Origin of the sequence: Variovorax davisae, from assembly GCF_030316845.1 — a bacterium.
Taxonomy (GTDB): Bacteria; Pseudomonadota; Gammaproteobacteria; order Burkholderiales; family Burkholderiaceae_C; genus Variovorax; species Variovorax davisae.
Window position 1 is genome coordinate 167117 of record NZ_JASZYS010000002.1, and the last position, 23203, is coordinate 190319.

A 23203-nucleotide genomic window follows, 5' to 3' on the forward strand; every position below is an offset into this window, starting at 1 on the left:
GGTTTTTTTATGCAGATCGAATCGGACGATACCGACCGCCAGCTGCTTGCCGCCCTGCAGCAGAACGCCCGCCTGACCACCGGCGAGCTGGCGCAGATGACCGGGCTGTCGCAATCGCCCTGCTGGCGCCGCATCAAGCGCCTGGAAGAGTCGGGCCTGATCGACGGCTACCACGCGCGGCTGAATCGCCGGGCGCTGGGTTACGGAGTGGTGGCCTTCGTCAGCATCAGCATCGAGTTTCAGACCGAAGCTCGCTCGCGTGAGTTCGTCGAGGCCGTGCTGGCGATCCCGCAGGTCGTGATGTTCCACGGCATGAGCGGCAACGCCGACTTCCTGCTGATGGTGGTGGCCGAGGACCTCGATGCGTATTCGGCCCTGCTGACCACCCGGCTGCAGCGCCTGCCGGGGGCCAGGCAGGTGCAGAGCAGCTTTTCGCTGCAGGAGTTCCGGCGCTTCGACGACCTGCCGATTCCGCCGGTTCCGGCTTAGCGCACGCGGGTGGTCGTGTCGCCGTAGGCCGCCGCGCCTTCGGCGCTGATGGCGCGCGCGCCGGCGCGTACCTGCGCGCGGTCGGCCATGCCGACCCGCGCCGCGACGCCGGTGCCGCCGTTGCTGATCGGCAGCGGCTGCAGGGCCTGCGCCCGCACCTCGGCGCGCGATTGCATCGACTGGAAGGGCGGCGGCGGCAGCGGGTTCTGCTCGCCCTGGAAAGCCCGCGCGCCGAAAGCCGAGAGGCCGCACAGGGCCGCGATCGCGATCTGTCTGGAGTTCATGGCGTTGTCCTCGTGAAATGGATGAGCGTGGCGCTGCGCCGGGGCCTTACTTTGGGAGCAGCACCTTGTCGACCACGTGGATCACGCCGTTGGACTGCACGACGTCGGCGATCGTCACGTTGGCCGCGTTGCCGTTGGCGTCGACCACCATCACCTTGCCATTGGCGGTCTTGGCGGTCAGCGCGCCGCCGGCCACGGTCTTCAGCGAGGCCATGCCGCCGCCGTCCTTGATCTCCTTCATCAGGGTCGCGGCGTCGATCTTGCCCGGCACCACGTGGTAGGTGAGGATGGTGCCGAGCTTGCCCTTGTTCTCCGGCTTCAGCAGCATGTCGACGGTGCCGTCGGGCAGCGCGGCGAAGGCCTCGTTGGTCGGCGCGAACACCGTGAAGGGGCCCGGACCCTTGAGCGTGTCGACCAGGCCCGCGGCCTTGACCGCCGCCACCAGCGTCGTGTGGTCCTTCGAATTCACCGCGTTGTCGATGATGTCCTTGGTCGGCAGCATCGGTGCGCCGCCGACCATCACCTGCGCCATGGCCGAAGCGGCGCCGACGGCGAGCGAGACGGCGAGGGCGATGGAAGCGGCGCGTTGGAATCTGATCTGCATGGAGTGCTCCTGGTTGAATGCACCGCCGCGAGATGCGCGACGGCTGCTCTTGATACGCAGGTGCGGGCGCCGCAGATCAGCGTTGGGAGGCGTGCGAGAAATTAAAGAGACCGACGTCGACGCGGCCGGTGCGAAAGCCCGCTTCGCAATAGCACAGGTAGTACTCCCACAGCCGGCGAAACGCATCGTCGTAGCCCAGCGCGGCGATGGCCGGCCAGGCCGCATGGAAGCGGCGACGCCACTCGGCCAGCGTGAGCGCATAGCTCGCGCCGAAGGATTCGGCCGTCTGCAGCACGAGGCCTGCCCGCTCGGCGTGCGCCGTCATCGCGCGCACCGATGGCAGCTTGCCGCCCGGGAAGATGAAGCGCTGCACGAAGTCGGTGCTGGCCCGATAGCGGTCGAAATGGTCTTCGGCGATGGTGATGACTTGCAGCACGCCCGAGCCGCCGGGCGCGAGCCGCTCGCGCAGCGTGTCGAAGTACAACGGCCAGTAGCGCTCGCCGACCGCCTCCAGCATCTCGATCGAGACGATGCGCTGGTAGCGGCCTTCGATATCGCGGTAGTCCTGCAAGCGCAGGTCGACGTCCGCGAGCCCCTGCGCGCGCACCTGTGCCCGGGCGTGGGCCAGCTGTTCGGTCGACAGCGTCAGGCCGGTCACGCGGGCGCCGTGGCGGGACGCGAGTGCCGTGGCCAGCGCGCCCCAGCCGCAGCCGATCTCGAGCACCGTCGATCGCGGCGGCAGGTCGAGCAGCGCGACGATGCGATCGATCTTGGCGGCTTGCGCCGCTTCGAGCGATTCGTCGCCGCGGGCGTAGAGCGCGCTCGAGTAGATCAGCGCCGGGTCCAGCCATTGGGCATAGAAGTCATTGCCCATGTCGTAGTGGAAGGCGATGTTGCGCCGGCTGCCGCGCCGCGTGTTGGCGCGGCGCAGGCGGAACAGGTCGCCCAGGCGGCGCGCGAACCACGAGCCTTCGAGCACCCGGCCCCAGCTGGCTTCGTTGCGAATCCCGAACTCGAGCAGCGCGGCCAGGTCCGGCGTCGACCAGTCGCCATCGCGGTACGAGGCGGCCAGCCCGAGGTCGCCTTGCAGCAGCAGCCGCAGCAGCGGACGCCAGCGGTTGAGCGTGATCGAGGCCTGCGGTCCGTCCGCCGCGGCGCGGCCCGCGATGCGCTGGCCGTCCGGCAGCTGCACGTGGAGCGCACCCTGGCTCAGGCTGCGCAGCAGCCGCGCGAGCAGCTGGCGCAGCGGGCCGCCGCCGGCGCGGTCGTCGCCGCCGAAGCCGTGGGAGGAAGAGGAGGGTGCGCTCATGGATCTCGGGCCTTGGTGATGGAGACCGGCGTGGCCGGCGGCGCGGGGCGCGCGTGCAGGCGCAGGCCCCGCGTCCACAGCTTCAGCGCTTCCCAGTGGATCCCCGCCACGACCTTGAGCGTCAGCAGGGGGTGGGTGAAGAAGACGCGCAGCAGCGCGGCGTCGCCGAGCGGACGGCGCCGCGCGTCGAGCCGCGCGTGCAGCAGCACGCCCCCGGCGTCGCTCGCATCCACGCCGATGACCAGGCCCGCGCGCCCGGCCCGCGGCGGCGTAATGCGAAATCCGTAGTGCATGTCGAGCCCCAGGAAGGGCGAGACGTGGAAGCGCTTGTCGCACTGCTGCCGGATGGATTCGCCGCCGGCTTCGGCTTCGTCGACCGGGATCAGGTAGCCGTGGCGTTCGCCGAAGGTGTTGTTGACTTCGTAGAGGATCGCTTGCAGCACGCCGTCCGGCCGCAGGCAGAAGTAGACCGACAGCGGATTGAAGGCATGGCCGAGGATGCGCGGCATGCTCAGCAGGCGGATCGGGCCGCCGGTGGGCAATCCGGCGGCGGCGAGCTGCCGCTCCACATGCGCTCGCAGGCCGCGGCCATCGCCGTAGTCGGCCTGGTGCAGGCTGAAGAGGTTGAAGCGGTCGAGCGAGAACAGGCGCAGCCGGCGATCCAGATCGGCCAGCTCGTCCAGGTCCAGCAGCAGCGAGAACAGGCGGTAGTCCAGCCGATGGCGGACCGGCCGCAGCCGCTGGTGCATCACGCGGCCGACGTACAGCGCCGATTCGTCCGGGCGGAGGCTCATGTCTCGGCCGGCAGCCGCAGCCGCCCCGACTCGTTCGCGACCCGCCATGGACGGCGCACCTGCCCGAGCGCCTCGGCCACGGCGAGTCCGGCCTGCAGCCCGTCCTCGTGGAAGCCCGAGCCGAAATAGGCGCCGCAGAACCAGGTGCGGCCGCGGCCCTGCAGCGACCAGAGTTCGCCCTGCGCGCGCAGCGCGGCTCCATCGAACAACGGGTGCTCGTAGACCTCGCTGTGGATCAGGTGGCCGGCCGCCGGGTCGCGCCAGGGATTGAGTGTCAGGAACAGGGGCGTGGATTCGGCGATGCCCTGCAGCCGATTCATCCAGTAGGTCACGCTCAGGGCGTCGCTGCGGCGGCGGTCGGCGACGTAGTTCCAGCTCGACCAGACGGCGCGGCGCCGCGGCATCAGGGTGGCGTCGCTGTGCAGCACGGCGCGGTTGCGGCTGTAGCGAAAGGCGCCGAGCAGCCGGCGCTCGTGCGCGCTGGCATCGGCCAGCAGCCGCAGTGCCTGGTCGGCGTGGGTCGCGATCACCACGTGGTCGAAGCGCTCGGCCGCGGCCCCGGGGGCGCAGCGCACGAAAGCGGCCTGGCCGTCGCGCCGCACCTCGATCGCCGGGCTGTCCAGCCGCAGCCGGTCGCCGAGCAGGCCGGCGAGCCGCTGCACGTAGCTGCGGCTGCCGCCCTGCACGGTGCGCCAGGCGTCGCGCCCACCGAGTTCGAGCAGCTGGTGGTTCTCGCAGAAGCGGATGAAGGCCTCGGTCGGGTAGCGGCCGATCTGCGCCGCCGGGGTCGACCAGATGGCGGCGGCCATCGGGTACAGGTGGTCGTCGCGGAAGGCGCGTCCGTAGCCGCGCAGGTCGAGGTAGACGTCGAGCGGCATCGGCCCGAAGCGCTCGGCGTCGCCGGCCGCCTGGCGGTAGAAGCGCACCAGGTCGCGCAGCATCGACCAGAAGCGCGGCCGCGCGAGGTTGGCCGGCTGCGCGAACAGGCCGCGCAGGCCGCTGCCCGAATATTCCAGCGCGCCCTGGTCGAGGCTCACGGCGAAGGACATCTCGGCGGGCCGGGTCGGCACCGCCAGGTGCGCCAGCAGCGCGCTCAGGTTCGGGTAGGCGGCTTCGTTGTAGACGATGAAGCCGGTGTCGACCGCGATCGGGCCGCCAGCCGACGGCACGTCGACCGTATGGCTGTGGCCGCCGGCCCGGCGATCGGCCTCGAACAGCGTGACCTGGTGCCGCTGCGCCAGCAGCCAGGCGGCCGAGAGGCCGGCGATGCCGCTGCCGATGACGGCGATGGCCAGCGCCGGCCGGTCGGCGGCGCGCGGGGCAGGGGGGCCGTCGGGCGTGAAGTGGGTTCTCATGGCGGCGGGTCCTGGCACGGGTGACCTGGGTTCTACGCCGGCCGGGCGGTTTTGGATCAGCAAACGCTGTGATCTAATTTCGCCGCCGGTGCGTATCAACGGCATGATCACCGTGCGACAGCCCTCCGCAGCGGCCGCAAGGCCTGTATTGCCCAGGCCCCCTGGCCGCTCGACACTGACGCTGCATCAGAACCGGGGTGCGATGCCGACTAGCGAAGAACTCAGCGAGATGCTGCTGGCCGTGGCCCGCGAGGGTGATCGCCAGGCTTTCGCCGTGCTGTTCCGCCATTTCGCGCCGCGCGTGAAGGCCTACCTGATGCGCGGCGGCAGTGCCGAGGGCCTGGCCGAGGAACTGGCGCAGGAGACCCTGATCAGCGTCTGGCGCAAGGCCGCGATGTTCGACCCGCGCCAGGCCGGTGTCTCGACCTGGATCTTCACCATCGCCCGCAACCTGCGGGTCGACCACTTCCGGCGCCAGGGCGGGGCGAGCTTCGTCGACGGCGACGACGACGAGGTCGCTGAACTGCCCGACACCGCGCTGGGGCTCGACGAGCAGCTGCGCGCCGGGCGGCGCGCGCGCGGCGTGCGCGAGGCCTTCGCGCGGCTGCCCGCCGAGCAGGCACAGGTGCTGCACCTGTCGTTCTACGAAGAGCAGCCGCATGCGCGGATCGCGCACGACCTGGGCATCCCGCTCGGCACCGTCAAGTCGCGCGTGCGGCTTGCCGTGAACCATCTGCGTCGCTTGCTCGACGCGCTCGAACCATGATCCACCATCACCCGGACGACGGACTCCTGCTGGCCCAGGCGGCCGGCACCCTTTCCAGCGGGCATTCGCTGCTGGTCGCCAGCCATGTCGAGGGCTGCGGCGAATGCCAGGCGCGCCTGCGCGAACTCGAATCGATCGGCGGCGCCATGCTGGAGCAGCTGGCGCCGGCCGTGCTGCCCTCGCAGGCGCTGGCGCGCACCTTGGCCGCGATCGATGCGCCGGCGCCGCCGCAGGCGAAGCCCGCGCTGCGACGCGCCAGCCGGCCGCCGCTGCCGCAGGGCATGGCCTGGCCGCGTGCGCTGCGCGGCTGCAGCGCGACCGCGTGGCGCTGGCTCGGGCCCGGCATGCGCTGGAGCCGCGTCACGCTGCCTGGCGACCCCAAGGCCAATGTCTTCCTGCTGCGCATCGGTGCCGGCCGGGAACTGCCGGTCCACACCCACAGCCACAGCGAGCTGACCCAGGTTCTGCATGGCGCCTTCCACGACGGCCGGGCCCTCTTCGGCGCGGGCGATTTCGACGAGACCGATGGCGACATCCGCCACCAGCCCAAGGTGCTGGCGGCCGGCGAGTGCATCTGCCTGGCCTCGGTCGAGGGCCGGGTGCTGTTCGAGGGCGCGCTGGCGCGCATGCTGGGCTCGTTGGTCGGGATGTAGGGCCCCCGTCAGGCGGCCGCGCCAGGGCGGCTCGGGCGGCTCGCCAGCCAGCAGGCGGCGGCCGCCGCCACCGCGGTGGCCGACACGCCCCAGCAGAGGTCGGCCAAGGTCACGTGCCAGGGCCAGTCCTTCAGGGTCGCCTGGTTGGTGAGGTCGTAGGTGGAATAGGCGACGAGGCCGAGCAGCGCCCCCCTGCCGAGCGCGCCGCGCCATTGCCGCCGGCCGAGCGCGGGGGCGACGGCCAACGCCACCACGCCCGCGACGTAGACCGCGTAGAAGACGATGGCGGGCCAGGGCGCGAAGCGCTCGCGCAGGAGGTGGCCGAGCGCCGGCCGGTAGAGCAGGTCCGCCATCGTGGTCAGCCACAGGGCGTCGAGCCCCAGGAAGACGGCCGCGGTGGCGCCGTAGGCGATCGCGAACTGCCTGAAGCTCATGCCGGGTCCTTGTGCGGCGGCCCCGGGATGAAGGCGTTGGTGCGCGCGACGTAGCCGCGGTAGGCCGGCCGGCGTTCGGCGATGTCCTGCTCGAGCAGGCGCACGCCCGACACCCGCAGCAGCAGCAGCGTCATCAGCGCCGGCGAGAGGGCGGCCCAGGCGGCGCCCCAGCCGGCCGCCGCGAGGGCCATGAGCCACAACCCCCACCAGACGCAGGCCTCGCCGAAATAGTTCGGATGGCGGCTGTAGTGCCACAGGCCGCGGTCCATCACCCGGCCGCGCTGCGACGACTGGGACTTGAAGTGCGCCATCTGGGCGTCGGCGATGGCCTCGAAGGCGATGCCGAACGCCGCCAGCGCCGCACCGGCGGCGTCGAGTCCGCCCAGCGCCCGCCCGCCCGCCATGCCGACCAGCAGCGGCGCCGTCACGGCCCAGGCCAGCATGCCCTGCAAGCCGAACACCAGGTAGAGGCTCTTGCGCCCGAAGTGCGGCTGGTGCCGTGCCCGCATCTGCTGGTAGCGCCGATCCTCGCCGCGGCCGCGGTTGCGCCGGTGGATGTAGAGAGCGAGGCGCAGGGCCCAGACGATGCACAGCGCCGCCATCAGCCAGGCCCGCACGCCGGTGCCGGGCAGCAGCGCCAGGTAGACCAGCGCGGCGCCGCCGATGAAGGCCGGCCAGGCGCGGTCCGCCAGGCTGGCGTCGCGCTGGCGCAGGCTGACCAGCCAGGTCAGAACGGCGAGGCCGGCGATCAGGGCCAGGCCGGCCAGCGCGGGCAATGCCATCGGCGAATCGTCAATCATGGCGTTGCGCCGGCTCGAACAGGTAGTGGCTCACACCCCACGGCCGTCCGCCGGCGAAGCCGAACAGCTCGGCCACCGCCATGAAGAACACGCGCCAGCGGTTCCACCAGATGGCGGCCTCGGCACCGTAGGTGGCCGCGAACAGCGGGCGCAGGGCCTGTTGCCGGCGGTCCATGTTGGCGAGCCAGGCCTCGGCCGTGCGCTGGTAATGCGTGCCGTCCCAGCGCCACTGTTCCAGCAGCCGCAGGCTGTCCTGGCAGCGGGCCGCGAGCGCGTCGCTGGGCATCATGCCGCCGGTGAAGAAATGGCGGCTCATCCAGTCGCTGTCGTCGCGCGCGACGAAGGCGTAGGGCGTGTCCCGGTGCGCGAAGACATGCATGAAGAATCGGCCCTGCGGCGCCAGCCAGCGCGCGACGTTGGCGAAGGCCTGCGGCCAGTTGCGCAGATGCTCGAACATCTCGACCGACACCACCCGGTCGAAGCGCTGGCGGGTGTCGAAGGCGTTGATGTCCGCGGTCACGACGCGCAGGTTGCGCAGGCCGCGGCGCCGCGCCTCGGCCTCGATGTGAAGGCGCTGGCCCCGCGCGTTGGACAGGGCGGTGATGCGGCTCGCCGGATGGCGCTCGGCCATCCACAGGCTGAGTGCCCCCCATCCGCAGCCCAGTTCCAGCACCTCCTGGCCGTCGGCCAGCCCGGCCCGCTCACACGTGAGCGCCAACGCCGCGGCTTCGGCCTGGTCCAGCGTGCAGCCGGCGGCGGGCCAGTAGCCGCTGCTGTACTTGCGGTGGCCGCCGAGCACGGCGCCGAAGAAGTCGGCCGGCAGCTCGTAGTGCTGCGCGTTGGCCGCGTCGGGCCATGGCGCGAGCGCCGCGCTGCGCATCGAGGCGATGAAGTCGTGGGTCAGCCTGGCGCTGGCCGCGCGGTCGCCATCGCCGAGTTCGGCCAGCCGCGCCTGCAGCAGGCGCCGGATGCCGAAGCGCACGACGCGGTCCGGCACCAGCCCCTTCTCGACCCAGCCGATGGCTCCGGCGATGTGATTCGGCATGCCTGCGTTTCCTCGAACGTCGGCACCGGTGCAGTGCCCCGGTCTCTGGTACGCGGCCAGCGGCAGTTTGGATCAGCGCGGTGCATGGATGTTGTGTTTCCAACATTGTCAAGACGTATCTGTTCTGTTCATTCGCATTGCCGATGAGGAAACGTCCGTGTTTAATGCCCAAAAAAGGGGCATGGCCTCAGGAGGAGCTTGAATGAGCCGACGCGAGAGGAAACAAGGCGGGCACCATGGTGCACGGTGCGCGTTCGTGGGCGCCATCGCACTGTTCGCTGCCGCGGCGGCCTTCGCGGCCGAACCGGATCCGGCGCGGGCACGCGAACTGGTGCAGGCTGCCCAGGCCCAGCCCCCGAGCACGGTCGCCGCGCACCTGGAACTCGGCCGCGCCTATTACGTGCTCGGGCAGTACGCCGAGGCGAAGATCGAGTTCGAGACCGTGCTGCGCTTCGACAACCTGCCGCAGGACCTGTTGAGCCAGGTCGAGATCTACAACCAGGCCGCGACCCAGGCGCTGGACGGCAAGCGGCCGCTCACCGGTTTCGGCTATGCCGAGACCGGCATCGGGCGCTACCGGGTGAACAGCACCGTCGGCACCAACGCGCTCGGCGGCGGCGACCGCCGCGACACCTTCTACAACGCGCGCGCGGGCGGTGGCCTGAACTATGCGCTGCCGAACGACTACGCGATCGACGCCACGCTGGACTATCGCTTCCGCCACTACGACAACTCGGACAGCCGCAACGACTCCGACCTGCGCTGGCGCCTGGCCGGCAGCCGCTCGTTCGGCGACAGCAACCTGGCGGTCGGACTCCGCGGGCGCAACAGCTATCGCGGCGACGGCGACTACCGCAACGACGCCGGCCTGTTCGCCGACTACCGCTATCGCGTCGACCCCGACAACCAGCTCACGCTGGGCGCCGAGTACCGCCGCCGCCGCTATCCCGAAGGCAGGCTGCGCGACAGCAGTCGCACCAGCGCCGAAGTCTCGGGCGGCTGGGTGCATTCGCTGCTGGACGGCGCCGGCAGCCTGACGCTCACCGCGCATGGCGGCCAGCATTTCGCGACCAGCCGGCCGGACGGCAACTCCAGCTTCTACGGCGCCACCGCCGCGCTCGACTTCACCGTCAACAGCAAGGTGGGCTGGGGCACCTTCGTCTGGTGGGAGCACGATGCCTTCAACAACGACCGCATCCACTTCCACCCCGACACGCTCGACAACAGCGTGCTGCTGCGCCGCAAGGACAACCTGTACGAGGTCGGTGCCTACCTGGTGTGGGAGTTCGTGCCCACCTGGACGCTGCGGCCCGAGGTGCTCTGGATTCGAGACCAGAGCAACTCGATCGGATTCAACTACAGCTCGACGGAGTTCTGGCTGAACATCCGCAAGGCCTTCTGAGGACGAGCGGTTCGCGGCGTGCGTATGCGTGCGCCTTGACAAACCTCATTGACGGATCAATCCTGCGGGCGCCAAGCGAAGGCTCGGATTGAAGTGATCGCGTAGAACAACAAGGAGTAGGAATGGCTTCGACTGACCAAAAGATGTCGCGCATGCAGCTCACTGCGATGGTGGTGGGCGGCATGGTCGGCGCGGGGATCTTCTCCTTGCCGCGCACCTTCGCGAACGCGACCGGCCCGCTCGGGGCCGTCATCGCATGGCTCATCGCGGGCACCGGCATGTACATGCTGGCGCGGGTCTTCCAGTCGCTGGCCGAGCGCAAGCCCGACCTCGACGCCGGCGTCTTCGCCTATGCCAAGGCCGGCTTCGGCGACTACCCCGGCTTCCTGTCGGCCTTCGGCTACTGGATCGGCAGCTGCATCGGCAACGTGTCGTACTGGGTGCTCATCAAGTCCACGCTGGGCGCCTTCTTCCCGGTCTTCGGCGACGGCAACACGGTGGTGGCGATCGTGGTCGCATCGGTGGGCATCTGGCTGTTCCACTTCATGATCCTGCGCGGCATCAAGCAGGCGGCCTTCATCAACAGCGTGGTCACGGTCGCCAAGATCATCCCGATCCTGGTCTTCATCGCGCTCTTGGCCTTCGCCTTCAAGATGGACCTGTTCAGGGCCAACCTGTACGGCGGCGGCCTCGAGGGCGGGATCTTCGAGCAGGTGCGCGCCACCATGCTGGTCACGGTGTTCGTGTTCCTCGGCATCGAGGGCGCCAGCGTCTATTCGCGTTTCGCCAAGGAGCGCGCCGATGTCGGCAAGGCCACCATCATCGGCTTCATCGGCGTCACCGGCCTGATGGTGCTGGTGTCGATGCTGCCCTACGCGGTGCTGCAGCGCGCCGACATCGCCGGCATGCGCCAACCCTCGATGGCCACGGTGCTGGAGGCGGTGGTCGGCCACTGGGGCGCCATCTTCGTGAGCGTCGGCCTGATCGTCTCGGTGCTGGGCGCCTACCTGGCCTGGTCGCTGATCTGCGCCGAGGTGCTGTTCACCGCGGCCAAGACCAAGGACATGCCGGCGATCTTCGCCAAGGAGAACAGCAACCAGGTGCCGGCCAACGCGCTGTGGCTGTCGAACATCATCGTCCAGCTGCTGGTGATCACCACCTACTTCTCGAATGACGCCTTCGCGCTGATGCTCAACCTGACCAGCGCGATGGCGCTGATCCCGTACCTGTTCGTGGCCGCCTACGGCTTCATGATCTCGAAGCGCGCCGAGACCTACCAGCTGCGCCCCGAGGAGCGCACGCGCGACCTGATCATGGCGTCGGTGGCGGTGATCTACACGGTGTTCATGATCTACGCCGGCGGCCTCAAGTTCATCCTGCTGTCGGCGGTGCTGTACGCGCCCGGCACGCTGCTCTACATCTGGGCCCGGCGCGAGCAGGGCAAGACCGTCTTCACGGTCACCGACTGGGTCATCTTCCTGGTCGCGGTGGTGGGTGCCGTGGTCGGCATCTACGGCCTCGCGACCGGCACCATCACCATCTAGTCACAAGCTGGATATACCGTTCATTCATCGGATCTTTGGAGATCATCATGGCGACTACGGAAGCGAAAGAGACAACGTTCGGCGTGCACTCGGAAGTCGGGCAACTGCGCAAGGTGATGGTGTGCGCCCCGGGCCTGGCCCATTCGCGCCTGACGCCGAGCAACTGCGACCAGCTGCTGTTCGACGACGTGCTGTGGGTCGAGAACGCCAAGCGCGACCACTTCGATTTCGTCACCAAGATGCGCGACCGCGGCATCGAGGTGGTCGAGATGCACAACCTGCTGGCCGAGACGGTGGCGGTGCCCGAAGGCAAGAAGTGGATCCTCGACAACCAGGTGGTGCCCGACCAGGTCGGCCTCGGCTTCATCGACGAACTGCGCAGCTACCTCGAGGGCCTGGACAACCGCAAGCTGGCCGAGACGCTGATCGGCGGCCTGTCGACCAACGACTTCCCCGAGTCGGTCGGCGGCAAGGCGCTGGCGGTGGTGCGCGAGGCCGCCGGCGTCACCGAATACCTGTTGCCGCCGCTGCCCAACACGCTCTACACGCGCGACACCACCTGCTGGATCTACGGCGGCGTGACGCTCAACCCGCTGTACTGGCCGGCGCGCCACGAGGAAACCATCCTCACCACCGCGATCTACAAGTTCCATCCCGACTTCGCCGGCAAGGTCAACGTCTGGTGGGGCGACCCGACCGAAGACCACGGCCTGGCCACGCTCGAAGGCGGCGACGTGATGCCGATCGGCAAGGGCAACGTGCTGATCGGCATGAGCGAGCGCACCTCGCGCCAGGCCATCAGCCAGCTGGCGGCCACGCTGTTCAAGAAGGGCGCGGCCGAGCGCGTGATCGTGGCGGCGATGCCGAAGATCCGCGCCGCGATGCACCTGGACACCGTGTTCACCTTCGCCGACCGCGACTGCGTGCTGCTGGCGCCGGACTTCATGAACCAGACCCGCACCTACTCGTACCGGCCCAGCAGCCATCCGAGCGGCGTCGAACTGCATGCCGAGAACAAGCCCTTCGTCGACGTCGTGGCCCAGGCCCTGGGCTTCAAGAAGCTGCGCGTGGTCGAGGCCGGCGGCAGCGACTACCAGCGCGAGCGCACCCAGTGGGACAGCGGCGCCAATCTGGTCTGCGCGTCACCGGGCGTGGTTTATGCATACGACCGCAATACCTACACCAACACGCTGCTGCGCAAGCAGGGCATCGAGGTGGTGACCATCGTCGGTGCCGAACTGGGCCGCGGACGGGGAGGCGGCCATTGCATGACCTGCCCGATCATTCGCGATCCGGTCGACTTCTGACGCAAGATGAAAGAGGAAGCCAGCTCGTGCATGTGAAGAAATCCGCTGCCCAACGCTTTGGAATCCGGTCCGGGACGACGACGCTGCTGGCCGTCGTGGCACTGGTGTCCCTGTCGGCCTGCAGGCGCGCCGAGGAGGCGCCCGCGCCGGAGGTGCGGCCGGTCCGCGTGATCACGATCGAGCGGCGCACCGTCGGCGACTCGGTGTCGCTCACGGGCCGCGTGCAGGCCCAGAGCGAGGTCAACCAGTCGTTCCGCATCGACGGCCGGCTGATCGAGCGCAACGTCGACATCGGCGACCGGGTCCGGCCCGGCCAGCTGCTGGCCCGCCTCGACCAGATGAACGAAGACAGCAGCCTGCAGTCGGCCCGGGCCCAGCTCGCGGCGGCGCAGGCGCAGGGCATCGAGGCCCGCAACACCTTCAACCGGATGCGCGACCTGCTGGCCGAGAACGCGGTCTCGCGGGCCTCGTTCGAGCAGGCCGAGGCGATGCTCAAGGTCACGCAGTCGCAGGTCAATTCGGCCCAGTCGCTGGTCGACATCGCGCAGAACCGGCTGAGCTACACCCGGCTGCTGTCCGACGTCGCCGGCGTGGTGACGGCGCGCGGCGCCGAGCCCGGCGAGGTGATCGGCGCCGGCCGCATGGTGGTGCAGGTCGCGCGCGAAGGCGCGATCGACGCGGTGTTCGACGTCCCGGCGCAGATCAAGGACATCGCGCCGCGCAACCCCGACATCACGGTCACGCTGGGCGGCGACCCGAGCGTCACGGCCCAGGGCAAGGTGCGCGAGGTGTCGCCGCGCGCCGATCCGGTCACCGGCACCTTCGCCGTGCGCGTGCGCCTGATCAACCCGCCCGCCGCGATGCGCCTGGGCAGCACCGTCACCGGCCGCATGAAGCTCGACACCGAGGCGGCGCTCGACATCCCGGCCAGCGCGCTGATGCGCAGCGGCGGCCAGACCGCCGTCTGGATCGTCGACACCAAGGCCGGCACGGTATCGCCGCGCAACGTCGAGGTGCGTGCCTACGACGCGGCCCGCGTGCAGGTCTCGAACGGGCTGGCACCGGGTGACGTGATCGTCACCGCCGGGGTCCAGGCCCTGCGGCCGGGGCAGAAGGTCCGCTGGCTCGAGGCCGCGAAGTGATCGGCCCGAACCTGTCGGAGTGGGCGCTCTCGAAGCGCTCGCTGGTGGTGTTCCTGATGATCGTCGCGGTCGTCGCGGGCACGCTGTCGTTCCTGCGGCTGGGGCGCGGCGAGGACCCGACCTTCACCTTCCGCACCATGATCGTGGCCGCCGGCTGGCCCGGCGCCACGGTCGACGAGACGCTGTCGCAGGTCACCGAGCGGCTCGAACGCACGCTGCAGGAAACGCATCACCTCGATCGCGTGCGCAGCTACACGACGGCCGGCCAGACGACGATCTTCGTCGACCTGAAGCAGTCGACGCCGCCGGGCGAAGTGGCGGACATCTGGTACCAGGTGCGCAAGAACATCGGCGACATGCGCCAGACGCTGCCGTCGGGCGTGGTCGGGCCCTTCTTCAACGACGACTTCGGCAGCACCTTCGGCATCATCTATGCCTTCACGGCCGACGGCTTCACCTTCCGCGAACTGCGCGACCAGGTCGAGTCGGCCCGCTCGCGGCTGCTGCAGGTGCCCGACGTCTCGAAGATCGAGGTGCTGGGCGCGCAGGACGAGCAGATCTTCATCGAGTTCTCGACCGAACGGCTGGCCGGCCTGCGGCTGGACTATGGCGCGATCGTGCAGGCGCTGCAGGCACAGAACGTGATCCGTCCGGCCGGCACCTTGCACACCGAGCAGGAGCGCATGTTCATGCGCGTGACCGGCGCCTTCGATTCCGAGCGCGACATCGAGTCGGTCAACCTGGTGCTCGGCGGGCGCAACATCCGCCTGGGCGACATCGCGACCGTGCGCCGCGGCTTCTCCGATCCGCCGCAGCCGATGTTCCGGGTCAACGGCAAGCCGGCGATCGGCCTGGCGATCGCGATGCGCGACGCCGGCGACATCCTGGCGCTGGGGAAGAACATCAAGGCCGTGATGGCCGACGTCACGGCCAACCTGCCGCATGGCATCGAGCCGACGCTGGTGGCCGACCAGGCCGTGACCGTCGACGTCGCGATCAACGACTTCATGGCCTCGCTGTGGCAGGCCATCGCGATCATCCTGGTGTGCAGCTTCGTGAGCCTGGGCGTGCGTCCGGGCGCCGTGGTGGCGCTGTCGATCCCGCTCACGCTGGCGATCGTGTTCGCGGTCATGGACTTCGTCCACATCGACCTGCACCGGGTGTCGCTCGGAGCGCTGATCATCGCGCTGACCCTGCTGGTCGACGACGCGATGACCACGGTCGACGCCATGCTCAACCGGCTGGCGGCCGGCGACACCAAGGACCAGGCGGCGACCTTCGCCTACCGCACGCTGGCGGCGCCGATGCTGATCGGCACGCTGGTGTCGATCTCCAGCTTCGTGCCGATCGGCTTCGCGCGCAGCTCGGCGGGCGAATACACCTTCTCGATCTTCGCGGTGGTGGCGATCGCGCTGATCGTGTCCTGGCTCGGCGCCGTGATCTTCGCGCCGCTGGTCGGCAAGGCGCTGCTCAAGACGCCCAAGGCCGACGCGGTGGTCAAGCCGAGCAAGTTCCTGAATGCCTTCGGCGGCTTCCTGCAGGGCGCGATCCGCGCCAAGTGGCTGACCATCGGCCTCACGCTGGCCGCCTTCGTGGTGTCGATGTTCCTGGTGCGCTTCGTGCCGCAGCAGTTCTTCCCGGCCTCCGACCGGCCCGAGCTGACGGTCGACCTGACCTTGCGCCAGAACGCCTCGATCTATGCCACCGAGGAGGAAGCCAAGCGCTTCGAGGCCCTGCTCAAGGACGACCCGGACGTCGACCACTTCAGCACCTACGTGGGCCGCGGCGCGGTGCGCTTCATCCTCACGCTCAACGCGCAGCTGGCCAATCCCTTCTTCGCCCAGGTGATCGTGGTCGCCAAGGACCTCGAGGCCCGCGACCGCCTGCAGCTCAAGCTCGAGAAGGCGCTGGCCGAGCAGTTCCCGGACATCGTCGCGCGCATCTCGCCGCTCGAACTCGGGCCGCCGGTGGGCTGGCCGCTGCAGTACCGCGTGATGGGGCCGGACAAGGACGAGGTGCGCCGGATCTCGCTCGAGCTGGCGGGCGTCCTCGGCGGCCACCCCGAGGCCCGGCACGTGAACTTCGACTGGATGGAGCCGGCCCGGCAGATCCGCATCCGCATCAACCAGGACGAGGCGCGCCAGCTCGGCATCAGCAGCGCCGCGCTGGCCACCATCATGAACGCCACCGTCACCGGGACCCCGGTCACGCAGGTGCGCGACGACATCTACCTGGTCAACGTGGTCGCCCGGGCCAGTGCCGAGCAGCGGCTGTCGCTGCAGACGCTGAGCACGCTGCAGGTGCCGACCGCCAGCGGGCGGATGGTGCCGCTGAGCCAGTTCGCGACCTTCTCGGAGGAGCAGGAGTCGCCGCTGGTCTGGCGCCGCAACCGGGTGCCGACGCTCACGGTGCGGGCCGACGTCATCCACGGCGCACTGCCCGACACGGTGGTCGAGGCGCTGGCGCCGAAGATCAAGGAGCTCAACGCCGGTCTGCCCAAGGGCTACAAGATCGAGACCGGCGGCCTGTCCGAGGAAAGCGCCGAGTCGAGCGCCTCGGTGTTCGCCGTCGTGCCGCTGATGATCGTGCTCATGCTGCTGAGCATGATGGTGCTGCTGGTGAGCTTCAGGCGCCTCGCGATGGTGGTCTGCGTGATGCCGCTGGGCCTGATCGGCGTGGTGCTGACCTTGCTGATCTTCAACCGGCCGCTGGGCTTCGTGGCCATCCTGGGCATCCTGGCGCTGATCGGCATGATCGCCAAGAACGGCGTGATCCTGATCGTGCAGATCGAGACCTACCGGGCCGAGGGCATGAACGTGCTCGATGCCGTGGTGACCTCGGCCACCTCGCGGATGCGGCCGATGATGCTGACCTCGATCTCCACCGTGCTCGGCCTGATTCCGATCGCGCCGACGGTGTTCTGGGGCTCGATGGCCTTCGCCATCATGGGCGGGCTGCTGGTCGCCACCCTGCTCACGCTGGTGTTCCTGCCGACGCTCTACGTGCTGGTGTTCGGCAGGGAAGACCGGCCGGCCGGTGCGGTCGAGCCGGCGTAGTCCTGGTCGACGCGCATGCAGGCCTCTCCCTCCAGCACCGGAACCGCGGCAGGCGGCGCGCACGCCGTGCTCGACCTGCACGTGGCCGAGCTGAGGCAGCTGTTCAACTCGATGGACCCGGCGCCCTTTCGCGAGCGCGACCTGGATGCCAAGGCGCAGGCCTACATCGTCGACTGGGCGCAGGAAGTGCCGGCCGGGCGGCCGCTCGAACTGGTGGTGCACGTGGACGCCGACAGCGTCACGGCGGCCGATGCGGCGATGCTGGAGGAGGCCGTCGACGAATATTTCCGCCAGCGGGCGCTGGCCACCTGGCGAGGCTTGCGCAAGATGTTCCGTACCGGCCGCATCAGCCTGCTGATCGGCGTGCTGTTCGTCGGCGCCGCCGCCCTCATCGGTGAATCGCTCGCCAGCCTGTTCAGCAAGGCGCGCTACGCCACGCTGGTCCACGAGAGCCTGGTGATCGGGGCCTGGGTCGCCCTGTGGCGGCCGATGGAGATCTTCCTCTACGACTGGTGGCCGGTGCGCACCGAGGCCCGGCTCTACGAGCGACTGAGCCGGATCGGCGTGCGCTTGAATGCGGTCCGGGCGAGGACGGGCGGATGAAGGCCGCCCCATCGCCGCCCTCCCGGCGCACCACGGCCCTGGTTCGCGGCGTACTGCTGTTCGTGCTCTGGCTGCTGCTGATGCCCAGCGCCAAGCCCGCCGATCTGGCGGTCGGCCTGATCGCGGTGCTGGCCGGGACCTTTGCCAGCATGCGCCTGCTCCCGCCCGAGGCCGGCCACCTGCGCCTCGGTGCGCTGCTCGGCTTCCTGCCGCATTTCCTCTGGCAGTCGGTGCTGGCGGGCGTCGACGTGGCGCGCCGCGCGCTGTCGCCACGCATGCCGTTGAAGCCGGGCTTCATCGTCTACCGGGTCGGCTTCCGTCCCGGCCTGGCGCGCAACGAGTTCGCCTCGATCACCAGCCTGCTGCCGGGCTCGGTGCCGGTCGGCGACTCGGAGCACAGCATGATCTACCACTGCCTGGACATCGACGAGCCGGTCGCCGAGCAGATGGCGGCCGAGGAGCAGCGCCTGCGCGGCGCGCTGGTCGCGGGGGAGCGCCACCATGACTGAGTTCCTGCTCGGCGCCTCGGCCTTCGTGCTGCTGACGGTCGCGGTCGGGCTGGTCTGCATCCTGCGCGGCCCCGACGACGTCGACCGCATGATGTCGGTGCAGCTGTTCGGCACCGCCGGCATCGCGGCGCTGCTGTTGCTGGGGGCGGCGATCGGCGCCGCCGCCGTGGTCGACCTGGCGCTGATCCTGGCGGTGCTGGCGGCCTTCGCCGCGATCGCCTTCGTCAAGGCCGGCGCCCGCCCGCCGCCCGGCGAGCCCGAGGAGCGCCCATGAAGACGATCGCCGACCTCTTCACCATCGTCGCCGTGGTGGCGGGCGCCTTCTTCTTCATCGCCGGCACCGTGGGGCTGCTGAGGTTCCCCGACACCTTTACCCGGCTGCACGCATTGACCAAGGCCGACAACCTCGGGCTCGGCCTGGTGGTGATGGGCCTGCTGCCGCAGATGGACGGCGTGCTGGCCGGCCTCAAGCTGATCCTGGTCTGGCTGATGGTGCTGCTGGCCTCGGCCACGGTGTCGCAGCTGATTGCGCGCGCGGTGCGGCGCGGCGGGCCCGAGGCATGAGCGCCGCCCGGCCGCCCGAAGGCGCTCGCACCGCAGTGCGCAGCACGGAGGTTTCACCGTGACCGAGGCCCTGACCCTGGCGTTGGTCGGCCTGCTGATGGCGCTGGCGGTCTGGACCCTGGTGGCGCGCGACACCTTCGCCGCCGTCGCCGGCTTTGTGCCCTACGGCCTGCTGCTGACCTTGGCCTGGCTGCAGCTGCGCGCGGTCGACGTCGCGATGACCGAGGCCGCGATCGGCGCCGGCCTGACCGGCGTGCTGCTGATCGCCGCCGCCGCCCGCCTGCGCGCCACCGAGGCGCCGGCCTGGGCCGAGCGGCCCGGCGCGCTGACCCGGGTGCTGGCCGCGATCGTCTCGGCCGCCGTGGCCGCGGCCATCGGCGCCTGCGTGCTGCTGCTGCCCGACCCGGCACCGACCCTGGCGCCGGCGGTGGCGCAGAACATCGCCTCGACCGGCGTCGGCAACCCGATCACCGCCGTGCTGATGTCCTTCCGCGCGATGGACACGCTGCTCGAGGCCATCGTGCTGCTGCTCGGCCTGGTCGGCATCTGGTCGCTGGCGCCCGACCGCTTCTGGGGCGGGCGGCCGGGCCCGGCACCGACCGAGGATCCGAACGGCATCCTGGGCTATTTCGCGCGCGTGCTGCCGCCGATCGGGATCGTCGTCGGCGTCTATATCCTCTGGGTCGGCGCCGACCATCCGGGCGGCAAGTTCCAGGGCGCCACGGTGCTGGCCGCGATGTGGCTGCTGGTCATGCTGGCCGGGCTCTCCGATGCGCCCGCGGTCGACCGCCGCTGGGTACGGATCGCGCTGGCCGGCGGGCCGCTCGTCTTCATCGCGATCGGACTGCTCGGCGCCGGCATCGCGGGGGCCTTCCTGGGGTATCCCGAGGGCTTCGCCAAGCCCTTGATCGTGGTCGTCGAGGCGGCGCTGCTGCCGTCGCTGGCGGTCACGCTGGCCCTGCTGCTGGCCGGACCGCCGCGCCGCAAGGAGGGCGGGAAATGAACACGCCGACGCTGCTCGGGCTGTGCGCCGCCGTGCTGGTCGGGCTGGGCCTCTATGGCCTGATCGTCAGCCCGCACCCGCTGCGCAAGATCATGGCCTTCAACGTGATGGGCAACGGGATCTTCCTGGTCTGCGCGGTGATCGCCCGCCGCGGCGCCGGCGCCGGCATGGGCGGCGACCCGGTGCCGCAGGCGCTGCTGATCACTGCCCTGGTGGTGGCGTTCGCGGCGTCGGCGCTGGCCGTCGCCCTGGTGCTGCGGCTGTTCGAAGAGACCGGCTCGACCTCGCTGACCGCCCAAGCCGCCGCCCCCAAGCCGACTGCCGCCGAGGGCGAGGTCTAAGTGCCGCCCTCCGTGCCCGTGGACCTGACGACGACCGGCGGCCTGCTGCTGGTGCTGGCCGTGCTGCTGCCCTTCGTCGGGCTGATGCTGGGCTTCGTGCTCGGCGGCCGGCGCGCCCAGCAGGTGGCCTGGCTCACCATCGGGCTCGGCGCGGTGCTGGTGGCGGCGATCGCCCACCGCCTGTGGGTGTCGGGCGACGCCCTGGTCTACCTGCTCGGGGGCTGGGCGCCGCCGCTCGGCGTCACCTTGCGCGCCGACGGCCTGTCGGTCTGCATGATGGTGCTCGTGATGGTGGTGGTGGTCGGCATCGGCACCTACGCCAACGGCGACTTCGGCACGCCCGACGGCGTGCGCGAGAAGCGCGGCGCGCTGACCTTCTGGCTGCTGCTGCTCGCGGTCTGGGGGTCGCTCAACCTGGTGTTCGTGAGCGGCGACGTGTTCACGCTGTACGTGGCGCTGGAGCTGCTCACCTTCGCCGGCGTGCCGCTGGTCAGCCTCGACGGCCGCGGCGAAACCCTGCAGGCCGCGCTGCGCTACCTGATCTACGCGCTGGCCGGCTCGATGCTCTATCTGCTGGGCGTCTTCCTGCTGTATGGCGCCTACGGCACGCTGGACATCGCGCTGCTGGCGCAGCGCGTCGGCGCCGAGCCCGTGGCCTGGGGTGCCGCGGCACTGATGACCGCCGGCCTGCTCGCCAAGACCGCGCTGTTCCCGCTCCACCTGTGGCTGCCGCCCGCCCATGCCGGCGCACCCGCCGCCGCCAGCGCGCTGCTGTCGGCGCTGGTGATCAAGGGCGCCTGGTTCCTGGTCGTGCGGCTGTGGGTCGACGTCTTCCCCGGCGTCGTGACGCTGCCTTCGGCGCAGCTGCTGGGGGCGCTGGGCGCTTCGGCGATCCTGGTCGGCAACGTGGTCGCGCTGCGCCAGGCCCGCCTGAAGCTGCTGGTCGCTTACTCGACGGTGGCCCAGATCGGCTACCTGTTCCTGATGTTCCCGCTGGTCGCGGGGCTCGATGCTGCGCGGCTGGACAGCGCCGTCGCCGTCACCGGCGGGCTGCTGCAGGCGGTCTCGCACGCCACCGCCAAGGCCGCGATGTTCATGGCCGCCGGCCTGGTCTACGCCACCCTCGGCCATGACCGCACGGCCGACCTGCGCGGCACCGGGCGGGCGCTGCCGATGACGATGGCCGCCTTCGCCCTGGCCGGCGCCTCGCTGATCGGGCTGCCGCCCTCGGGCGGCTTCCTCGCCAAGTGGCTGCTGCTGTCGGCCGCGATCGCCACCGCCCAGTGGTGGTGGGTGGCCGTGATGCTGGTCGGAGGGTTGCTCACCAGCGCCTATGTGTTCATGGTGGTGGTGCGCGCGATGGCGCCGGCGCCGCTCGGCTGGGAGCCGAAGGTGCGGGTGCCGCGCTACCAGCAGGGCGCGGTGCTGGCGCTCGCGCTGTGCTCGTTCCTGCTCGGGCTGGCGGCGCTGCTGCCGTTCGACGTGGCGCAGATCGGCCGCACCGGCGCGCTGTCGATGGGGGCGCGATGATCGGCTCCGCCACGCTCGCCGCCGTCGTCTTCGACCTGCCCGTTCTGGTGCCGCTGGCGCTCGGCGTGCCGCTGCTGCTGCTGCTCGCGTGCGCGTTCCCGCGGCTGCGGCGCCGGCTGCCCGCGCTGTTCGCGCTGGCGCCGCTGCCGGCGCTGGCAGCCGCCCTGCTGGCCGGCGGCGAGCCGGACCTGGTGCTGGGTAACGCCGCCTTCGCGTTGACCTTCGCGCTCGATGCGCCGGGCGCGATGCTGCTCGGCGTGGCCTCTGTGCTGTGGATCCTGGCCGGCGCCTATGCCGCGCGCTGGCTGCGCGAGCGGCCGCGCAGCGACGGCTTCATCGTCTGCTGGCTGATGACGCTGACCGGTTGCGTCGGCGTCTTCCTGGCGGCCGACCTGATCGGCTTCTACTTCCTGCTGGCGGTGCTGAGCGTGGGTGCCAGCGGCCTGGTGCTCCAGGGCGACGGGCCCGAGGCGCTGCGCGCCAGCGCGCTCTATCTCGGGCTCGCGCTGCTGGCCGAGGCCTTCCTGCTCGCCGGCCTGCTGCTGCTGGCCCTGGCCACGCCGGACGGCAGCCTGCTGATCCGCGACGCCGCCGCGGCGCTGCCGGGATCGCCCTGGCGCGATCTCACGCTGCTGCTGCTGATCGTCGGCCTCGGCATGAAGGCCGGGCTGGTGCCGCTGCATTTCTGGATGCCGCTGGCCTACGGCGCGGCGCCGATCCCGGCGGCGGCCGTGATGAGCGGTGCCGTGGTCAAGGCCAGCATCCTGGCGCTGATCCGCTTCCTGCCGCTCGACACCGCGCTGCCCGAATTCGGTCTTCCGCTGGCCGCGGTCGGGCTGTTCGGCGCCCTCTACGGGGTCGCGATCGGCATCACGCAGACCCGGCCGAAGGTGATCCTGGCCTACTCCAGCGTCAGCCAGATGGGCTTCCTGGTGGCGGTGATCGGCATGGGCCTGGCGGCGGGCGACGCCGGCACGGCGCCGGCCGCGGCGTTCTATGCGGCGCACCACCTGCTGGTGAAGGGGGCGCTGTTCCTTGCCGTCGGCGTGGTCATGCGCACCGGCCGCCGCCATCTGTGGCCGATGCTGCTGCCGGCGGCCGTGATCGCGCTGGGGCTGGGCGGCCTGCCGCTCACCGGCGGCGCGCTGGCCAAGTACGCGGCCAAGGACCTGATGGGCAGCGGCCTGGCCGCCACGGTGGCGGTGCTGTCGTCGATCGCCACCACGCTGCTGATGGTCCATTTCCTGCGGCGCCTGAGCGCCGACACCGCGGTCGATGCGGACGCGCGCGCGCCGGCCGTGCTGGCGGTCGCCTGGCTCGGGATGGCGCTGGCTTCGGTCGCGCTGCCCTGGGCGCTCTGCCTGGCGCTGCCGCTGGGCGCGCTGCCCGACGCCCTGTCGCCGGCCGCGCTCTGGGCGGCCCTGTGGCCGGTTTTGGTCGGCGCCGCGATCGCGCTCGGCCTCGACAGCCTCGGGCGCCATCTGCCGCGCATCCCGGCCGGCGATCTGGGGATCGCGCTGGGCCGGCTGGCCGGGCTGGCGATGGCGGTGGGACGCGGATTCGAAACGATCGACGCTTTTGCGCGGCGCTGGGCCGTCGCGAGCATCGCGATGCTGGTAGTGTCCCTGCTGTTCGGCTGCGCGCTGATGGCACTGGGCTGAAGGAGAAC

The 23203-nt window shown here is 70.6% G+C and carries 24 protein-coding genes; 16 read left to right on the top strand and 8 right to left on the bottom strand.

Annotated features, from left to right (window positions below; translation table 11 throughout):
• The first annotated feature begins 9 nt into the window (after positions 1-9).
• Complete coding sequence (locus QTI33_RS05045; RefSeq protein WP_286504689.1) at positions 10-489, top strand: Lrp/AsnC family transcriptional regulator; 480 nt, start codon at positions 10-12, stop codon at positions 487-489.
• Here the strand turns inward: QTI33_RS05045 and QTI33_RS05050 are convergent.
• From QTI33_RS05050 to QTI33_RS05070, 5 genes are all read right to left on the bottom strand, one after another.
• Positions 486-773 (bottom strand): DUF4148 domain-containing protein, encoded by a 288-nt coding sequence (locus QTI33_RS05050; protein WP_286504690.1) that lies wholly within the window; start codon positions 771-773, stop codon positions 486-488. The two genes, QTI33_RS05045 and QTI33_RS05050, sit on opposite strands and share 4 nt — an antisense overlap.
• Positions 774-819: 46 nt before the next feature.
• A complete protein-coding gene (locus QTI33_RS05055; RefSeq protein ID WP_286504691.1) occupies positions 820-1377 on the bottom strand; it encodes a fasciclin domain-containing protein in 558 nt (185 codons plus the stop codon).
• A 76-nt stretch (positions 1378-1453) separates the two neighbouring features.
• Positions 1454-2686 (bottom strand): SAM-dependent methyltransferase, encoded by a 1233-nt coding sequence (locus QTI33_RS05060; protein ID WP_286504692.1) that lies wholly within the window; start codon positions 2684-2686, stop codon positions 1454-1456.
• The gene (locus QTI33_RS05065) at positions 2683-3480 is read right to left on the bottom strand and encodes a DUF1365 domain-containing protein (RefSeq protein ID WP_286504693.1); all 798 of its coding nucleotides are present in this window, start codon (positions 3478-3480) and stop codon (positions 2683-2685) included. The genes QTI33_RS05060 and QTI33_RS05065 overlap by 4 nt, the downstream gene beginning before the upstream one ends.
• Positions 3477-4835, bottom strand: a complete 1359-nt coding sequence (locus QTI33_RS05070) for an NAD(P)/FAD-dependent oxidoreductase (RefSeq protein WP_286504694.1) — start codon at positions 4833-4835, stop codon at positions 3477-3479. Before QTI33_RS05070 ends, QTI33_RS05065 begins: the two co-directional genes overlap by 4 nt.
• Positions 4836-5037: 202 nt before the next feature.
• On the opposite strand from QTI33_RS05070, the gene QTI33_RS05075 reads away from it, so the two are divergent.
• Both QTI33_RS05075 and QTI33_RS05080 read left to right on the top strand, forming a co-directional pair.
• Positions 5038-5601, top strand: a complete 564-nt coding sequence (locus QTI33_RS05075) for a sigma-70 family RNA polymerase sigma factor (RefSeq protein ID WP_286504695.1) — start codon at positions 5038-5040, stop codon at positions 5599-5601.
• Positions 5598-6254, top strand: coding sequence for a ChrR family anti-sigma-E factor (locus QTI33_RS05080; protein WP_286504696.1), 657 nt, complete (start codon positions 5598-5600; stop codon positions 6252-6254). The genes QTI33_RS05075 and QTI33_RS05080 overlap by 4 nt, the downstream gene beginning before the upstream one ends.
• A gap of 8 nt (positions 6255-6262) precedes the next feature.
• Here the strand turns inward: QTI33_RS05080 and QTI33_RS05085 are convergent, their stop codons facing one another.
• Genes QTI33_RS05085 through QTI33_RS05095 form a run of 3 tightly spaced genes read right to left on the bottom strand, consistent with a single transcriptional unit; the run spans position 6263 to position 8533 of the window.
• Positions 6263-6688 (bottom strand): DUF2177 family protein, encoded by a 426-nt coding sequence (locus QTI33_RS05085; protein ID WP_286504697.1) that lies wholly within the window; start codon positions 6686-6688, stop codon positions 6263-6265.
• Positions 6685-7488: a DUF1295 domain-containing protein gene (locus QTI33_RS05090; RefSeq protein WP_286504698.1), complete on the bottom strand. Its 804-nt coding sequence runs from the start codon at positions 7486-7488 to the stop codon at positions 6685-6687. Before QTI33_RS05090 ends, QTI33_RS05085 begins: the two co-directional genes overlap by 4 nt.
• Positions 7481-8533 carry an SAM-dependent methyltransferase gene (locus tag QTI33_RS05095; RefSeq protein WP_286504699.1) on the bottom strand — a complete coding sequence of 351 codons (1053 nt, stop codon included), beginning with the start codon at positions 8531-8533 and terminating at the stop codon, positions 7481-7483. The genes QTI33_RS05090 and QTI33_RS05095 overlap by 8 nt, the downstream gene beginning before the upstream one ends.
• A gap of 256 nt (positions 8534-8789) precedes the next feature.
• Between QTI33_RS05095 and QTI33_RS05100 the strand changes: the two genes are divergently transcribed.
• The 13 genes from QTI33_RS05100 (at position 8790) to QTI33_RS05160 (ending at position 23195) form a co-directional block, all read left to right on the top strand.
• Positions 8790-9935, top strand: a complete 1146-nt coding sequence (locus QTI33_RS05100) for a tetratricopeptide repeat protein (protein WP_286504700.1) — start codon at positions 8790-8792, stop codon at positions 9933-9935.
• Positions 9936-10057: 122 nt separating this feature from the next.
• The gene (locus tag QTI33_RS05105; protein WP_286504701.1) at positions 10058-11479 is read left to right on the top strand and encodes a basic amino acid/polyamine antiporter; all 1422 of its coding nucleotides are present in this window, start codon (positions 10058-10060) and stop codon (positions 11477-11479) included.
• A 116-nt stretch (positions 11480-11595) separates the two neighbouring features.
• Positions 11596-12786 (top strand): arginine deiminase, encoded by a 1191-nt coding sequence (locus QTI33_RS05110; RefSeq protein ID WP_444814815.1) that lies wholly within the window; start codon positions 11596-11598, stop codon positions 12784-12786.
• A 32-nt stretch (positions 12787-12818) separates the two neighbouring features.
• On the top strand, positions 12819-13928 hold the full coding sequence (locus tag QTI33_RS05115; RefSeq protein WP_286504703.1) for an efflux RND transporter periplasmic adaptor subunit: 1110 nt from the start codon (positions 12819-12821) through the stop codon (positions 13926-13928).
• Positions 13925-16984, top strand: coding sequence for an efflux RND transporter permease subunit (locus QTI33_RS05120; RefSeq protein ID WP_286504704.1), 3060 nt, complete (start codon positions 13925-13927; stop codon positions 16982-16984). Before QTI33_RS05115 ends, QTI33_RS05120 begins: the two co-directional genes overlap by 4 nt.
• Positions 16985-16999: 15 nt before the next feature.
• Entirely contained in the window at positions 17000-17587 is a 588-nt protein-coding gene (locus QTI33_RS05125) for a hypothetical protein (protein WP_286504705.1), read from the top strand.
• Entirely contained in the window at positions 17584-18096 is a 513-nt protein-coding gene (locus QTI33_RS05130; protein ID WP_286504706.1) for a Na+/H+ antiporter subunit E, read from the top strand. The genes QTI33_RS05125 and QTI33_RS05130 overlap by 4 nt, the downstream gene beginning before the upstream one ends.
• Positions 18089-18370, top strand: coding sequence for a monovalent cation/H+ antiporter complex subunit F (locus QTI33_RS05135; protein WP_286504707.1), 282 nt, complete (start codon positions 18089-18091; stop codon positions 18368-18370). The genes QTI33_RS05130 and QTI33_RS05135 overlap by 8 nt, the downstream gene beginning before the upstream one ends.
• Positions 18367-18660 carry a cation:proton antiporter gene (locus QTI33_RS05140; RefSeq protein WP_286504708.1) on the top strand — a complete coding sequence of 98 codons (294 nt, stop codon included), beginning with the start codon at positions 18367-18369 and terminating at the stop codon, positions 18658-18660. Before QTI33_RS05135 ends, QTI33_RS05140 begins: the two co-directional genes overlap by 4 nt.
• Positions 18661-18718: 58 nt before the next feature.
• Entirely contained in the window at positions 18719-19663 is a 945-nt protein-coding gene (locus QTI33_RS05145) for a hydrogenase subunit MbhD domain-containing protein (protein WP_286504709.1), read from the top strand.
• Complete coding sequence (locus QTI33_RS05150) at positions 19660-20004, top strand: NADH-quinone oxidoreductase subunit K (protein ID WP_286504710.1); 345 nt, start codon at positions 19660-19662, stop codon at positions 20002-20004. Before QTI33_RS05145 ends, QTI33_RS05150 begins: the two co-directional genes overlap by 4 nt.
• A gap of 12 nt (positions 20005-20016) precedes the next feature.
• The gene (locus QTI33_RS05155; protein WP_286504711.1) at positions 20017-21534 is read left to right on the top strand and encodes a complex I subunit 5 family protein; all 1518 of its coding nucleotides are present in this window, start codon (positions 20017-20019) and stop codon (positions 21532-21534) included.
• Positions 21531-23195 carry a proton-conducting transporter transmembrane domain-containing protein gene (locus QTI33_RS05160; RefSeq protein WP_286504712.1) on the top strand — a complete coding sequence of 555 codons (1665 nt, stop codon included), beginning with the start codon at positions 21531-21533 and terminating at the stop codon, positions 23193-23195. The genes QTI33_RS05155 and QTI33_RS05160 overlap by 4 nt, the downstream gene beginning before the upstream one ends.
• The last annotated feature ends 8 nt before the right edge of the window (positions 23196-23203 follow it).

Bases quoted from the DNA above. Each gene is read 5' to 3' on its own strand.
- QTI33_RS05135 (WP_286504707.1), top strand. From the start codon at position 18,089: ATGACTGAGTTCCTGCTCGGCGCCTCGGCCTTCGTGCTGCTGACGGTC.
- QTI33_RS05090 (WP_286504698.1), bottom strand. From the start codon at position 7,488: ATGATTGACGATTCGCCGATGGCATTGCCCGCGCTGGCCGGCCTGGCC.
- QTI33_RS05080 (WP_286504696.1), top strand. From the start codon at position 5,598: ATGATCCACCATCACCCGGACGACGGACTCCTGCTGGCCCAGGCGGCC.
- QTI33_RS05095 (WP_286504699.1), bottom strand. From the start codon at position 8,533: ATGCCGAATCACATCGCCGGAGCCATCGGCTGGGTCGAGAAGGGGCTG.
- QTI33_RS05045 (WP_286504689.1), top strand. From the start codon at position 10: ATGCAGATCGAATCGGACGATACCGACCGCCAGCTGCTTGCCGCCCTG.
- QTI33_RS05055 (WP_286504691.1), bottom strand. From the start codon at position 1,377: ATGCAGATCAGATTCCAACGCGCCGCTTCCATCGCCCTCGCCGTCTCG.
- QTI33_RS05130 (WP_286504706.1), top strand. From the start codon at position 17,584: ATGAAGGCCGCCCCATCGCCGCCCTCCCGGCGCACCACGGCCCTGGTT.
- QTI33_RS05160 (WP_286504712.1), top strand. From the start codon at position 21,531: ATGATCGGCTCCGCCACGCTCGCCGCCGTCGTCTTCGACCTGCCCGTT.
- QTI33_RS05105 (WP_286504701.1), top strand. From the start codon at position 10,058: ATGGCTTCGACTGACCAAAAGATGTCGCGCATGCAGCTCACTGCGATG.
- QTI33_RS05085 (WP_286504697.1), bottom strand. From the start codon at position 6,688: ATGAGCTTCAGGCAGTTCGCGATCGCCTACGGCGCCACCGCGGCCGTC.
- QTI33_RS05150 (WP_286504710.1), top strand. From the start codon at position 19,660: ATGAACACGCCGACGCTGCTCGGGCTGTGCGCCGCCGTGCTGGTCGGG.
- QTI33_RS05075 (WP_286504695.1), top strand. From the start codon at position 5,038: ATGCCGACTAGCGAAGAACTCAGCGAGATGCTGCTGGCCGTGGCCCGC.
- QTI33_RS05140 (WP_286504708.1), top strand. From the start codon at position 18,367: ATGAAGACGATCGCCGACCTCTTCACCATCGTCGCCGTGGTGGCGGGC.
- QTI33_RS05110 (WP_444814815.1), top strand. From the start codon at position 11,596: ATGGTGTGCGCCCCGGGCCTGGCCCATTCGCGCCTGACGCCGAGCAAC.
- QTI33_RS05060 (WP_286504692.1), bottom strand. From the start codon at position 2,686: ATGAGCGCACCCTCCTCTTCCTCCCACGGCTTCGGCGGCGACGACCGC.
- QTI33_RS05050 (WP_286504690.1), bottom strand. From the start codon at position 773: ATGAACTCCAGACAGATCGCGATCGCGGCCCTGTGCGGCCTCTCGGCT.
- QTI33_RS05065 (WP_286504693.1), bottom strand. From the start codon at position 3,480: ATGAGCCTCCGCCCGGACGAATCGGCGCTGTACGTCGGCCGCGTGATG.
- QTI33_RS05125 (WP_286504705.1), top strand. From the start codon at position 17,000: ATGCAGGCCTCTCCCTCCAGCACCGGAACCGCGGCAGGCGGCGCGCAC.
- QTI33_RS05070 (WP_286504694.1), bottom strand. From the start codon at position 4,835: ATGAGAACCCACTTCACGCCCGACGGCCCCCCTGCCCCGCGCGCCGCC.